Genomic DNA, 14669 nt, shown 5'->3' with positions numbered 1-14669 from the left:
TAGTGGTTGTTATGAAATAATTGTTGCTAAATCGTTATTGCAAACTCACATGACTTTGGCACAGTGTATTCATTTTCGCATAATGGAATTCAAAAAAAGGAAATGAAAAGTTGATTTGTCTCTTTCTATACTACGCTACACACGGACTTATTTCAGAAAGATAATATCTTTCATTGAAAAAAGAAATTTTGTAAATGTAAGGGTAATGTTTACGTACGTGCCGGGATAGTAGATTAATTATGTATTAAGAGTTAGGCTGAGATAGGGGAGATGTTTTCCGGTGATGGTCTGAAGCCGGATCTTCCGCGGCCATATTGCCGCCTTTTTTCTTTTTATGGCTGCCGGCTAAATAATATACCGGTATTCCTGATAAGGTAATGAACAGGCCGGGCCAGGTAAATCTTGGTTTATAAACAAACAGTAACCCGCAAAAGGCAAGCCCCATGAGGATGTACAGCAGGGGTAAAACAGGGTATCCAAAAGCTTTATAGGGCCTTTCTGCATCCGGGCGTTTCCTGCGCAGAATAAAAATGCCAAAGATAGTCAGCATGTAAAAAGCTACTACCACAAAAGAAATCATATCAAGTAAATCGCCGTACCTGCCGCTAAGGCACCACAAACAAGCCACTATGCACTGAAACCACAAGGCGATGGCCGGAACGGAAGCCTTGTTTAGCTGTCCGGCTTTTTTAAAGAACAGGCCATCGTTGGCCATTGTATAATATACCCTGGCACCAGCCAGTATAATGCCGTTATTACAACCAAAAGTAGATACCATGATCAATAATGCAATGATGATGGGCCCGGCATTGCCCATCACAGCCTGCGCTACGGATACGGCTACACGGTCTTTGGCAGCATGTGCAATATCAGGTAACGGCAACACGGCCAGATAGGTGATATTTGTGAGCAGGTAAATAATAGTGACGATGGCAGTTCCCAGGAAAAGACTCAGGCCGATATTGCGTTTTGGGTTTTTAATTTCACCGGCTACAAAAGCAACATTATGCCAGGAGTCGCTGCTGAATACCGATCCTACCATAGCGGCGGCAATAGCCCCCAAAGCAGCAATGGTGGTATAAGAGGGCGAGCTGCCATCGGTGGTGAGCGGATGCAGGTGCCAGGCATTTTGCCAGTTGGCATGCCACACACCGGGCTTGATAGCAATAAGTCCGAAAATGATCAAGCCTGCAAGACTGATGAGTTTTGTAAGCGTGAAAGTAGTTTGTATCGTTTTGCCACCTTCTATACCACGTGTATTCATGTACGTTAGTAGTACAATCACGAGGATAGATAGCAGCTGCGCGGCAGATATATCAATGAACCCAAGGTGCAGCAATATATTTTCTTCGCTGAACGCAGGTATAAGATAAGCGGTGAATTTGGCAAAAGCTACCCCAACAGCTGCAATGGTGGCGGTTTGTATAACAGTAAAAAAACTCCACCCATAGAGGAAAGCGGTCATAGGATTATACGCTTCTTTCAGATAGATGTATTGTCCGCCTGCACGGGGAAACATGGCACTAAGTTCTCCATAGCTCAATGCGGCTGTGAGTGTCATGAAACCGGTAATTAGCCATACCAGTAATAACCAACCGGCACTGCCCGTATTGCGCGTGATATCCGCACTTACAATAAAAATTCCTGAACCTATCATGCTGCCGGCCACAATCATAGTGGCGTCCAGCAATTTAATAGATGGCTTAAACGAAGGTGCATCTGACATAGCGACAATAATCCTTTGGTTGATATTACAGGTTGTATCGCCTAAAACTACAGATATCCTGTTACCAATTCTATTCGCTTATTGACCAATACTATGCAGATTTTGTTATTACCCCTTTGTTTCTTCTATTTGTTCATACTCCCGTAAATAGCTGCGCGGCGATTTACCGGTAATACTTTTAAATACCCTGTTGAAGTTGGCAATACTGTTAAACCCGCAATTATAGGCAACGGCAGCTATGCTGTCAAAAACGCCACCGGCCAGCTTTTTGCAAGCCTCGCTGATACGTACTTCATTAAGGAAGGAGACAAAAGTAAGCCGGGTATGCTTTTTAAAATACCTGCAAAATGCCTGTGGCGTCATGTGCGCTTCCTTTGCAATATCCTCCAGTTTTATCTCTGTATCAAAATGTTGCATGATATAATTGTAGATATACCCGATGCGGATACCTTCCTGTTCATTTACAGCAGAAAGCCTGGAGCCGGTTATCAGCGGCTGCGGATCTTTTACCGAAAGAAAGAAATTCAGTAATTCTACAAATGCGATGAACTGTACAATGCCCTGCGTCTGATGGATCTTCAGCAAACGGCTGGAAACTTCCGCCACATAAGCTTCCGGTATCTTAAAGCCTTCCTGGTATTGTTCTATCAGGGACTTTATCTTCTTAAATTCCGGTAAGCCGAACAAGGGGGCGAGCTTGCCTTCCGGGTTAAAGAATAAAGTAAGTGCCTGCGCATTCTTTTTACTTTTACTGCCAAAGGGTAGCTCTTCACTTTTTAATACATGCGGCTGATTACTGCCTATCCAGAAAATTTCGTTTGACCAGAATGCATGCATATTGTTTTCCACAATCAGTGTGCCATGCCCATGCTGTACCCACATCAGCTGTATCTCTTCATGGCGGTGCAAGTGCGGATAAAAAGATGGCAACGAATCTTTTTGTGTAATAATGGTTTTGTCGTGGGCTACAGGTATTGTAAACTGTAATACTTTCATGTAGTTACATTATTCTTTTTTTAACACCTATGTACTGTTTCCGGCCGATTTTAGGTGAAGATATGAGAACAAGTTATTAAAAATCGTTTAAAAATAGAACAATTCGTATAGTACTTTTAAAAAAGAATTCGCATCAACCGGAATCATTATATCAATCGATATTATAATAATTGTCAAATATACATTTAAAACATAGCGGATCAGATTTTTACTTATGAAATACAGAAAAATTGTTTGGCTACTGGCACTGCTCAGCATTCCATCATGGCCGCTGCTGGCACAACAAAGCAAACCAACACCTTACCTGCCAACACATGCAGACATACTGCAACGGTATCGTAAGGTGCAGCTGCTGGATAGTATTACCAGGAAAACAGTATTTAAACATAATGTAGACGCCAACTGGTTGCCGGATGGCGAAACCTGCTGGTATATTAATTACAGTAAAGACAGCGCAAAAACCTATTACCTCGTGCATGCGCGCACCGGACTTAAAGAAATGGTGACAGACACCGCAAAAATAGCGCAACTGATTAAAAATAAGCTGCCGGCCAATCCTGTCAAAGCACATGGACCCAGCCGCTGGGAAGGCTTTGCAGCAGACAGCATCTCTCCTGATAAACAATGGGTGGCCACTACCATTGATGGCAATGTATATATCCGAAAGGTAGCAGACGGCTCCCTCACAAAGTTTACAAGTGATGGCCATGAAAAGCATGATTATTACGGCGCATTGGCCTGGTCGCCCGATAGTAAATACCTGGTTGGTTATCGCATCCACCCGGTAGAAGACTCCGCTGTATATTACGTACTCACAGATGTACCGGGAACTACCCGCGGACAACTGCGCTCACAGCCTTATAAACAGCCCGGAGACCCTTTTACCTCCTATGAAATGTATGTGTTCACCCTGGCCGGAAAAACAATCACGAAAGTAAAAGCAGACCTGATCGACTTCTTTGATGCACCGGTACTGCACTGGCGCTATAATGATCCCCGTTATTTCCTGTATGAAAAAGTAGATCGCGGACACCAGCGCTTCCGGGTGATGGAAGTAGATGCTGTTAATGGCAATACCCGCACTGTACTTGATGAACAGGCGTCTACATTCATCTATGAAGCAAGACTCTACACACATTATCTGCCGGAGACCAATGAATTGTTATGGACATCTGAAAAGGATGGCTGGCGACATATTTACCTGGTAAATACACTGACAGGTCAAATCAAAAATCAAGTGACCAAAGGCGATTGGGTAGTGAGGGATATCGACAGCATTGATACAAAAAAAAGAACAATATGGTTTCGTGCAAGTGGAATGCACACCAGTGAAGATCCTTACTTTATACACTATTATCGTATAGGCTTTGACGGTAGTAAGCTAGTGGAGCTTACACCAGCAACCGGTAATCACCAGGTATTTTTTTCTCCTGATAGAAAGTATTATGTAGATAAATATTCGCAGGTAAATATTCCTCCTGTAAATGAGTTGCATCGTACGGCAGATGGTGGTTTAATTACTGTACTGGAAAAGGCGGATGTAAGCGCGTGGCAGGCTACGGGCGTACCTTTCCCGGTTCCTTTTACAGCAAAAGGCCGCGATGGTAAAACGGATATATGGGGTGTCATGTGCCGCCCGTCTGATTATGACAGCACTAAACTATACCCGGTCATTGAAAACATTTATGCAGGTCCGCAGGATGCCTTTGTACCAAAGAGTTTTATGAGTTATTATATAGAGATGCAAAGCCTGGCGGATCTTGGATTTGTGGTGGTACAAATAGATGGAATGGGTACGGCCAACCGCTCCAGGGCATTTCACGATGTGTGCTGGAAAAACCTGGCTGATGGTGGTTTTGCGGATCGTATCCTTTGGATTAAAGCACTGGCGCAAAAATATCCTTTTGTAGATACTGCAAGGGTAGGACTTTACGGTACGTCTGCCGGCGGACAAAACGCCCTGGGTGGATTACTCTTCCATCCTGAATTTTATAAAGCGGCAGTGGCTTCCTGTGGTTGTCATGATAACCGGGTAGACAAACAATGGTGGAATGAGCAATGGATGGGATACCCTGTGGGTAAGCATTACGAGGAACAGTCCAATGTTACCAATGCAGGTAAGTTAAAAGGAAGTCTTTTATTAATAGTAGGAGAAGCAGATAATAATGTACCTCCTGAGTCTACTTATCGTGTTATCAATGCCCTGATTAAAAGCGGTAAAACCTTTGAATTTTTGCCTGTACCAGGCATGGGCCACAGTGATGGCGGCCCTTATGGCCGTATTAAAAAGCGGGATTTTTTTGTAAAGCAGCTGTTATATGCCACACCTCCCGACAGAAATATTAACGAGTAAAAAATGTACATGTCTCTCTTAAAAAAAATAACACCGTTCATCGCCTGCATGCTGTTGCAGCAGGCTGTTGTATCAGCGCAATCCACTGATAATGATCTGTATCAGCAAACCAGTGAAGTGAACAACATCATGGTGCAATATGATGCAGACGCAGGTAACCTGAATCGCTTTTATTTTATTGAAAGCTCACCGGAACGTTTTGCCCGGTTAACGGTGCTGGTGAAAAGCTACCAGCAGCGCCTGGAACAGCTGAATTATGCAGCACTGAATGTGGGCGCACAGGTAGATTATACACTCTTTAAACGCAAATTGGCGGCCTCTTTAACGGAGCTGACAACCGCGCAAAAAGAATATGACCAGGTAAAAAAATGGTTTCCTTTTGCAGATAAGATGTACGCAATAGAACAAAATCGTCGCCGTGGCGCCAAACCCGATGCGGCCGCACTCGCCGGCCAGTTGAGCGATATGGCGAAAGAAGTAAACATAGTAAAATCGAAACTGGAAAAAGACAGCAGTCTTGGTTTGCCGGAGCTTCGCCGCAGCATAGCCACTACCAAGGGATTGAGAGATGCATTGGGAAATGTGTTTACGTTTTACAATGGTTATGATCCATTATTTTCCTGGTGGGTACCCGCTCCCTATAAACAATTGGATACATTGCTGAAAAGCTATGGTGCTGCGTTTGAAGCCAAAGAAAAAAACAGTAATCCCCGGCAGGAGGATGGCAGCGGTATTGTTGGCCACCCTATTGGTCGCGATGAACTGATCAAAGGACTGCAACAGGAAATGATTCCCTACACACCGGAAGAATTGGTAGCTATTGCCAACAAAGAGTTTGCCTGGTGTGATGCGGAAATGGAAAAGGCTACCCGCGAAATGGGGTTGGGTACTGATTGGAAAGCTGCCACAGAAAAGGTGAAGAACAGCTATGTGCCACCAGCAGAACAACCCGCCGCCATGATGCAGCTCTACAACGAGTCAATAGATTTCTTAAAGCAGCACAACCTTATTACGTTGCCTCCGCTGGCAGAAGAAACATGGCGCATGATAATGATGACACCGGAAAGGCAGCTGGTGAACCCTTTCTTTTTGGGGGGAGAAGAATTTATTGTATCCTATCCCGTTAGCACCATGAGCCATGCAGACAAAATGATGAGTATGCGTGGTAACAACCCGCATTTCTCCCGTGCTACTGTGCATCATGAATTACTGGCTGGTCATGCCTTACAGGAGTTTATGCAAAACCGTTACAAAGCTTACCGGCATTTCGAAACACCTTTCTGGATAGAGGGCTGGGCCTTGTACTGGGAACGGTTACTCTGGGATCAGGGTTTTGTTAAATCACCGGAAGACCGCATAGGCATGCTGTTCTGGCGCAAGCACCGTTGCGCACGTATCATCTTCTCTATTAATTATCATACCGGTAAGTGGACACCACAACAATGTATCGACTTCCTGGTGGATCGTGTAGGTCATGAACGAGCCAATGCGGAAGGGGAAGTACGCCGCTCTTTTGCAGGTGGATACAGCCCGTTGTACCAGATTGCTTATATGATCGGCGCACTTCAGTTTGAAGCCCTTAAAAAAGAACTGGTAGACAGTGGTAAAATGTCTTACAAACAATATCATGATGCTGTGCTGAAAGAGAATATGATGCCTGTTGAAATGTTGCGCGCCATCCTGCTGAATAAGTCGGTGCCCAAAGACTTTAACACCAACTGGCGTTTCTATAAATTATAATTATGTTCAGGAGAAGAAATGTACTGTTATGGTTATTGCCTTTGTGCTAACATGTTATTACAGTACAGGTATTTTTCGGGGATAGATAAAATACAGGGAATACTCGTTAACACACTACGCAGTGTTCCCGTTTTTTTATCAATAATTTTAAATGTCAATATGACAATTATATGAGAGCGAAAGATTACACCGGCAAATTCGGTGAATATTATTCGCCTGCAGGTGATCAAAAAATAAACAACTCACTGCATCGCATACACGATAATATTTACCCCAAACTTTGTATTATCTTCTGCCATAAATCGTTTATTCCTGAAATCATAGTCCCATTCGCAGCCGTAGTCTTTATTACTATACAACACACCTATGCGGCCATTGATTTCAATGGCTTTCAGGTATTCATGTACGAGATCATCCCCCCAGCCATTTAATTCAAAAGTAGTATTAGGTGGCCCTTTTTCGAAACTGAAAAAGGTGTGATACACAGGATGTGTGTTTGGAATCTTTTTTAATGCACCGGCACCAAATAGTTTGGTCATCTGCGTTTCAAAGGATCGGGCAAATAGTCCGTCAATATCATGATTGCAGTCATCCACTAAAATGAACCCGCCATGTTGCACATATTGTTTAAAATTAGCCGCCTCCTGTGCATCAAACTGTATCAGCTTATGCCCGCTGAGATAACAAAAGGGATATTGAAATATTTCCGGGCTGCTGAGATCTATCACTTTTTCCTGCGGCGCTACAGGAATAGTGGTATACTCAATCAGTGAGTTGAGCAGGTTAGACGGCATCCGCTGATCCGTATCCCAGTCGCCCGACCGGTACCTTAATCGTACAAATGTGAATGTATTCCCTTGCATTGCGTTTATCATTGGCGCCGACCGCCAGTCTAATTTTTTTTAAATTTCACCTTTTTTATTTAGATATTTAAGTATTTACAGATTTAGTTATTTTGTCGCTGTAAAATAGTTACAACTATAAAAACCAAAATAGCTACATATTTTATTGGCTGCTTATGCTTACTGAGAAAACGTTACAACAATTGCTGGACAAGCTTCCGCGGCTGAAACAGGAAATACAGAAGGTAATAGTAGGACAGGAAGCTGTGCTGGATGAAGTACTGGTAGCACTGCTCGCTGGTGGTCACTGTTTGCTGGAAGGTGTACCCGGACTGGCTAAAACGTTGCTGGTACGCACATTGTCGCAGGCATTGCACTTATCCTTCCGCCGGATACAATTCACACCGGATCTGATGCCCACCGATATTATCGGTACAGAGGTGCTGGAGGAGGATCACGCTACAGGTAAACGTTTCTTCAAATTCAATAAAGGCCCGCTCTTCGCAAATATTATTCTGGCAGATGAAATCAACCGTACTCCTCCGAAAACGCAATCCGCACTGCTGGAGGCTATGCAGGAGTTTGAGGTAACATACGCCGGGCAAACTTATGCGCTGGACAGACCTTTCTTTATCCTCGCTACACAAAACCCGATTGAGCAATCCGGCACCTATCCACTGCCGGAAGCACAGCTGGACCGCTTTTTATTATATGTCAAAATAGGTTACCCTTCCGAACAGGAAGAAACAGCTATCCTCACCAATACTACCGGTACGCACAAAGCACAGGTAATGCCGGTGCTGGATGCCAATGATATCCGGCAATTGCAGCAACTGGTGCGCGAAGTGACCATAGATACTGATCTGGTAAATTATGTAAGTAAACTGGTACGTGCTACCCGTCCGGATACCACACACATTGATTATATAAAAGAATGGGTGAGATGGGGTGCTGGCCCGAGAGCGGGACAGGCGCTGATTCTCACGGCTAAGGCATTTTCGTTGCTGCATGGCCGTTATGCTGTTACGATGAGTGATATTGCAGCGATGGCTTACCCTGTCTTACGCCATCGTATCCTGATGAACTTCAGGGCAGAGGCAGAAGGCATACATCCGGATAAGGTGACTGCTGTGTTATTGAAAGAGATTGAACGTACTACCACCCGCTTATCCTGATGATATGAGCCGCCTGCTGGATCCTAAAACATTATTGGCTATCAAAGATTTGCCACTCGCCGCTAAAACGGCGGTGGATGGCTTTATGGCCGGTATGCATGCCAGCAAGGTAAAAGGCGCCGGACTGGAATTCAGCCAGTACCGTAGCTATCAGCCGGGCGATGACCTGCGTTGGCTCGACTGGAAAATGTATGCCCGCTCTGATCGCTACTATATCCGCGAGTCGGAGATGGAAACAAGTATTGATATCCGTTTGCTGATAGATGCCAGCAATTCTATGTTGCATGCAGAAGATGGTATTGTGAAGATGGAATATGCGCGTTACCTGGCGGCTTCATTGGGTTATTTATCGCACCTGCAGGGCGATGCCACAGGGTTGGCAGTACTGCACCACGGCGATTTGTTTTCCATGGCACCCCGCCGCGAAGCACAACATATGGCCCGCTTTTATTATCAGCTGGAGCAAATAAATCCCGGCGGAAAATTCACGGAACCCATACACTATCGCAACCTCTTTACCGGCGCACATACCCGCCAACTGCTGATCTTCATCACTGACTACTATGAGCAAAACAAGGAAATTACCACATTGCTCGAAACACTGTCCGCATTGGGCCATGAAATTATCGTGTTTCATATAGCAGGTAAAAACGAAGGCAGCGGCAACTTTAAAGGATATGATGCCGTGGAGGACCTGGAAACAGGGGAGCTGGTGGTATTAGATAATACCACTAACCCGGAAGACTACACGAAAAAGTTTGAGCAATATACAACGGCACTACGTACCCAATTACTGGAAAAACGCATCTATTACCGGCAGCTGCTGTTGCAGGAACCACTGGACACAGCACTGCGGGATTTTTTAAACCAACGGAATAAATTGAGGAGATAAGTATTGCTGCACCTGCTACAACCCATATGGATGCTGATGACTGCCGGAATAAGTATTCCGGTGTTTATCCATTTATGGCATCAGCGCCCGGGGAAGGTGTTGAAAATAGGAAGTATCCAACTGTTACAAGCGGCCTCCTTGCGGCATGCCCGCAGCTGGCGTATTTCAGAGTGGTGGTTGCTGCTGCTGCGTTGTTTGCTCATATTATTACTGGCATTCCTGCTCTCCAAACCGGTATGGCAACAACCCCTTACTACCCGTACCCAAAAAGGATGGGTGTTGATGGAACCCGCTGCCTATCCCCGTTTTCAGCCAATAATTGATTCCCTGCTGCAAACAGGTTACCAGCTACATACTTTTGATACCGCTTTCAGTAAAACATTTATCAAGGAACTATCCTCATCGGATACGGTTCAAATGCCTTACTGGCAAACGTTGCAGTACCTGCCAAAGAAGGTGCCCGCTGATTTTCCGGTTTATCTCTTTACCGGCAACCGGCTGGAACGCTTTCAGGGAAACAGGCCTACACTGGCGCTGAATCTGCATTGGTATACTTATACGCCTGCCGATTCGGTCAGTAACTGGAATGCATATACGTATTCATTGAGAGATGATAGCATTCGTATCGTGAAAGGTTATAGCAGTCCCGGTGGTACTGCTTATCATGATAGGGATACAATAGCAGCAATGGATACTGCTGCTGTACGCATCACTATTTATGCAGATAAATATACAGGGGATGCACGTTACCTGTACGCAGCCATGAAGGCGGTACAACAATACACCCAACGTAAAATTATCATTACTACTGTGCAACAAATCCGGCAGCTACCTGCATCGCAGGATTGGCTGTGGTGGTTGTCGGATCAACCAATCCCTGTAAGTGTAAAAACAAGCCACCAGGTAAAGTATGCCACAGGGAAAGCCACCACACAAACCTCCCTGATAGCCGGCACCACGATACCTGTTTATAAAATAATTCCAACCGATGATACCACCACGGCACTGTGGAAGGATGGATACGGACAAATACTGCTCACTAATAACTACACTTTATACACGCACCTGAACCCCGCATGGAACGGGATGGTATGGAGCGAAGCGTTTCCTGGAAGACTATTGCAATTGTTATTCCCGGCAGAACAGGATCGTATACATGACCGCCGCGCTATCGATCCGCGGCAGTTGCAGCCATTGTTGGTTAGTGGCAAAGAGGCCAGCGCTGTGCTGATGCAGGAAGATATTAACCTGGATAAGATTTGCTGGTTGCTGCTACTACTGGTATTTTGCCTGGAAAGATATTTATCGCTACGCCAAAAGAAGGAGGTGGACAATGCATAACAGTGGTGGATACACGAAAATAGAAACCATCCGTTTAAAATGGATACGGCAGCAAGTGGGTAGTTGCCTGATACTGTCAATAGCAGTGGCTTTGCCCGCATTTATCGTACGCCCGCTTTATGGACTCCTTTGTTTTGTATTGGCGTTACTGATTTTACTCTTCCTTAAAAAGCCCTGGCAATTGCAGGCAAACGAAGTGGCCCGCTACCTGGATCAGTCCTTCCCCGCACTGGAAGACAGTACAGGGCTGATACTAAAAGGAGCAGCGGAGCACAGCCTGCTGGAACAGTTGCAGGCCCGCAAAACGGGACTGGTGCTGGAAGCGCTGCAGTTGCCTGTTACGTTTTATCAACCGGTAAAAAAGGCGATACTATTTCTCGCTGTTTCCATGTTAATCAGCACGGGTATATGGTACGGATACTACCGCCGTCATGTATCTGAAAACAACACACAAATAACTGCGCATACAGCGCCGGAAGAGCCATTGCCGGGTATCACCGGGGTACGGGTGAGTATTCAGCCACCTGCTTATACGCACAAAACGCTGCGGGAACAACCGGCTTTTAACATCACTGCGGAAGATAGTGCCCTGTTACGCTGGGAGTTGCATACAAATGTGAAAGTGCAGGAGTTGTTGCTGCTGTTCAACGATAGTACACAGCTGGCATTGCAGCCGGATAAGGATAGCCTTACGTGGACGGCTACACGCCTGCTGCGGAAATCAGGATTTTACCAGGTGCAATTAAATAAGCAACTTTCGGCTTTGTATCAGCTGCAAATGTTGCCAGACCTGGCGCCGGTGATACAGATCATCACACCTTCACCATATACAGTCATTGAATTCGGACAATCTGCTAAAGTGAATGTACAGGTAACGGTATCAGATGATTACGGCATTCATGCTGCTTTCATTGCTGCTACCATTGCCAGCGGGAGCGGAGAGGCAGTAAGGTTCCGGGAGCAACAACTGGCATTTGATCATGATTTCAGCGGACATGCCACTAAATATCAGTTGAACAAACAACTCAATCTTACCGCATTGGGACTAAAACCAGGTGATGAACTTTATTTTAATATAGCCGCTACCGATACCCGTTTACAACAAACACGTTCTGATGTTTACATCATCACGCTGCCGGATACCGCGCAGCTGTTCAGCATGGAAGGAATAGTGAATGGCGTAAACTTTAAACCGGAATACTTCCGCAGTCAGCGGCAAATTATTATAGAAACGGAGCAACTAATCAGGGATCAGGATAGCCTGGGTAAGGAAAAATTTAAAGACCACAGCAACGATCTCGGCACTGATCAGAAACTGCTGCGGCTCCGTTATGGTAAATTCCTGGGCGAGGAATCGGAATCCAATGTAGGCGACCCGCGCGTGGCTGCTGCCGAAGGAGAACACGATCAGCACGAAACACACAAAGCAGCAGATCATCCCGATTTTGGCAATGCAGCCAAAATACTGGATGAATTTACAGATAAGCATGATAATGCCGAAGATGCTACATTCCTGGATGCTGCCGTAAAACAACAATTAAAGGCTACTTTAACAGAAATGTGGAAGGCAGAGCTGCAGTTGCGCCTGTATAAGCCACAGGACGCCCTCCCGTTTGAATATAAAGCGCTTCGGCTGCTGAAGGACCTGCAACAGCAATCGCGCATTTATGTGGCTAAAACAGGAGTTAAAACTACACCGCTCAAACCGGAGAAGCGCCTGACAGGTGAACTGGATAAAATTAATCCCGCTACCACTAAAGGTGTAAATGATGCAAAAGACGAGTCCGCAGATATTCGTATAGCCCTATCCGTATTAGAAGCCTTAAAAACTAACAAGGCTGCTGCAGCTACTCCTGCTTTACAAAAAGCTACTTTGCTGCTCAGTGCCAAAGCGGCTGCCGCGCCGGCACAGTACCTGTCCGCATTGGAAGCCATGCACCGCATAACACAATCTGTCATCACATTAACAGATATCAGGGTAGCTCAAAAGGGTTTGCTGCAAATGCTTGCAGCACCCGCGCAAAGACCACAGGCGGCCAATAGGTCACCGGATAATGGTTTGCCGGCGCTGTACTTTAAGCACCTTAAAACAGGTAACAAATGACAGGATGGGAAGTAATCATATCGCTGACAGGGGCTTTACTGCTGACCGTTTTAGGCTGGCAGGAGTGGCGCCGCCCCAATCAGCAGCGCCGCGCAGCAAGATTAACAGCCACGGTGGTAGCCGTGTTGAGCCTGTCATTGCTGGCATTACCATTACATCTCACAAAAAAAATATCATCTCCGGATAAAAAAAACGACATAACACCGGCTCCGGCTATAACAGGAGGGATTACCGCCTGTAACTGGCCCCTGCAAATTACTACAGGAAAAATCTGGGAAGTACAGGGGCAGTACCATAATGTTACAGATAAGGTGGTAACGCTTCGTATCAGCGGCTTTGACACGGAAATGGATTCTATACAGATACCTGCGCATGCACAAAAACTTTTCCATCTCCAAACCATTCCCCTACATCAGGGCACTGCGGTATATCGCATTACTGCCTTATCAGGTAGGGATACACTGGAACAGCAGCCATTACCGCTGGAAGTAGTGCCGCTAACGCCAATGGCTATACTCTTTTTGGCGAATGCGCCTGATTTTGAAAATCGTTTCCTGGCCGACTGGCTCTCGCAGCAAGGATTTGCCGTAGCTATGCGCACACTGGTGAGCAAAAATAAATATGCTATCCGCTTCAGTAATTGTATACCACAGTCGTTGGAACAGTTACCACCGGCACTACTGGATAAATTTGATGTAGTGATAGCAGACCCGGCAGCTATATCAAAGGATGTACGCACTCACCTGGAAAATGCAGGTATTGGCCTTATCATGAAGGGAGATAGCGTAGGTATACATCCAACACCGGTTTCGCTGGTGCTGAATCATCAATCACTGCCTCCGTTGTTATGTGATCCGGCACTGTCATTGCATTTGAGCGACAACAGTATCCCGTTGGTCACTGATAGTGCAGGACATAATTATGTACAGCTATCTTTATCCGGAGCAGGTAAATTGTTGCATACAAATATCACCAACACCTATAGCTGGCTGCTGGCAGATCGTACTACCGCTTATCAGCAATATTGGTCGGCTTTGCTGGAAGCAGTTGCCCGCAAAAAAGTGATACCGGAACAATGGTCCTTCTCTCCACGCATACCCACCATTCATCAACCGGTGACGATTACACTGGAATCAGGCGCAGTACCAACTGTACATACCAGCGGTGCTGCTGTGTATATGGCCCAACATCCTTTCCTCCATAATATTTATACCGGCAATTGCTGGCCGCAACATGCCGGCTGGCAAATGTTTGCTACCGGTAATAGCATGCACCGGGTATATATCTACCAGGCAAGTGACTGGAAAATGTTATCATCTTCCGCAAAAAAATCATTGGTGCAAACAGGGGATAATATTCCTACAACAGCCATGGTACCTGTTTCTCCCTGGTGGTTGATTATACCGTTTTTGCTGGCGATGTCATTTTTATGGGTAGAGAAGAAAATATGACAAACGGTCAGAATTAATTGGAAAAAAAAATTAGCTTAGGCTTCCGAAA

General features: G+C 45.5%; 10 protein-coding genes. 7 read left to right on the top strand and 3 right to left on the bottom strand.

What is annotated here, in order from left to right:
* Window positions 1-244: 244 nt before the first annotated feature.
* A complete protein-coding gene (locus CLV51_RS15820; protein ID WP_106529035.1) occupies window positions 245-1726 on the bottom strand; it encodes an APC family permease in 1482 nt (493 codons plus the stop codon).
* A 108-nt stretch (window positions 1727-1834) separates the two neighbouring features.
* Window positions 1835-2722, bottom strand: a complete 888-nt coding sequence (locus tag CLV51_RS15815) for an AraC family transcriptional regulator (protein ID WP_106529034.1) — start codon at window positions 2720-2722, stop codon at window positions 1835-1837.
* 214 nt (window positions 2723-2936) lie between these two features.
* Here CLV51_RS15815 and CLV51_RS15810 point away from each other — a divergent pair, with 214 nt between their 5' ends.
* Window positions 2937-5075: a S9 family peptidase gene (locus CLV51_RS15810; RefSeq protein WP_106529033.1), complete on the top strand. Its 2139-nt coding sequence runs from the start codon at window positions 2937-2939 to the stop codon at window positions 5073-5075.
* Window positions 5076-5084: 9 nt separating this feature from the next.
* Window positions 5085-6815 carry a DUF885 family protein gene (locus CLV51_RS15805; RefSeq protein ID WP_245898774.1) on the top strand — a complete coding sequence of 577 codons (1731 nt, stop codon included), beginning with the start codon at window positions 5085-5087 and terminating at the stop codon, window positions 6813-6815.
* 242 nt (window positions 6816-7057) lie between these two features.
* On the opposite strand, the gene CLV51_RS15800 is transcribed toward CLV51_RS15805, so the two are convergent.
* Window positions 7058-7678 (bottom strand): DUF4159 domain-containing protein, encoded by a 621-nt coding sequence (locus tag CLV51_RS15800; RefSeq protein ID WP_106529607.1) that lies wholly within the window; start codon window positions 7676-7678, stop codon window positions 7058-7060.
* 155 nt (window positions 7679-7833) lie between these two features.
* Between CLV51_RS15800 and CLV51_RS15795 the strand changes: the two genes are divergently transcribed.
* Genes CLV51_RS15795 through CLV51_RS15775 form a run of 5 tightly spaced genes read left to right on the top strand, consistent with a single transcriptional unit; the run spans window position 7834 to window position 14620 of the window.
* Window positions 7834-8832 carry an AAA family ATPase gene (locus CLV51_RS15795; protein ID WP_106529032.1) on the top strand — a complete coding sequence of 333 codons (999 nt, stop codon included), beginning with the start codon at window positions 7834-7836 and terminating at the stop codon, window positions 8830-8832.
* On the top strand, window positions 8804-9724 hold the full coding sequence (locus CLV51_RS15790) for a DUF58 domain-containing protein (protein WP_211302021.1): 921 nt from the start codon (window positions 8804-8806) through the stop codon (window positions 9722-9724). Before CLV51_RS15795 ends, CLV51_RS15790 begins: the two co-directional genes overlap by 29 nt.
* 3 nt (window positions 9725-9727) lie before the next feature.
* On the top strand, window positions 9728-11065 hold the full coding sequence (locus CLV51_RS15785; RefSeq protein ID WP_106529031.1) for a BatA domain-containing protein: 1338 nt from the start codon (window positions 9728-9730) through the stop codon (window positions 11063-11065).
* Window positions 11058-13169 (top strand): hypothetical protein, encoded by a 2112-nt coding sequence (locus CLV51_RS15780; RefSeq protein ID WP_106529030.1) that lies wholly within the window; start codon window positions 11058-11060, stop codon window positions 13167-13169. The genes CLV51_RS15785 and CLV51_RS15780 overlap by 8 nt, the downstream gene beginning before the upstream one ends.
* A complete protein-coding gene (locus CLV51_RS15775; protein WP_106529029.1) occupies window positions 13166-14620 on the top strand; it encodes a hypothetical protein in 1455 nt (484 codons plus the stop codon). Before CLV51_RS15780 ends, CLV51_RS15775 begins: the two co-directional genes overlap by 4 nt.
* The last annotated feature ends 49 nt before the right edge of the window (window positions 14621-14669 follow it).

The organism is Chitinophaga niastensis (genome assembly GCF_003014755.1).
GTDB lineage: Bacteria > Bacteroidota > Bacteroidia > Chitinophagales > Chitinophagaceae > Chitinophaga > Chitinophaga niastensis.
Note: the sequence above shows the minus strand (reverse complement) of the source record. Positions and strands in the feature narration are given on the sequence as shown.

Bases quoted from the DNA above. Each gene is read 5' to 3' on its own strand.
- CLV51_RS15815 (WP_106529034.1), bottom strand. From the start codon at position 2,722: ATGAAAGTATTACAGTTTACAATACCTGTAGCCCACGACAAAACCATT.
- CLV51_RS15775 (WP_106529029.1), top strand. From the start codon at position 13,166: ATGACAGGATGGGAAGTAATCATATCGCTGACAGGGGCTTTACTGCTG.
- CLV51_RS15780 (WP_106529030.1), top strand. From the start codon at position 11,058: ATGCATAACAGTGGTGGATACACGAAAATAGAAACCATCCGTTTAAAA.
- CLV51_RS15805 (WP_245898774.1), top strand. From the start codon at position 5,085: ATGTCTCTCTTAAAAAAAATAACACCGTTCATCGCCTGCATGCTGTTG.
- CLV51_RS15800 (WP_106529607.1), bottom strand. From the start codon at position 7,678: ATGCAAGGGAATACATTCACATTTGTACGATTAAGGTACCGGTCGGGC.
- CLV51_RS15810 (WP_106529033.1), top strand. From the start codon at position 2,937: ATGAAATACAGAAAAATTGTTTGGCTACTGGCACTGCTCAGCATTCCA.
- CLV51_RS15795 (WP_106529032.1), top strand. From the start codon at position 7,834: ATGCTTACTGAGAAAACGTTACAACAATTGCTGGACAAGCTTCCGCGG.
- CLV51_RS15820 (WP_106529035.1), bottom strand. From the start codon at position 1,726: ATGTCAGATGCACCTTCGTTTAAGCCATCTATTAAATTGCTGGACGCC.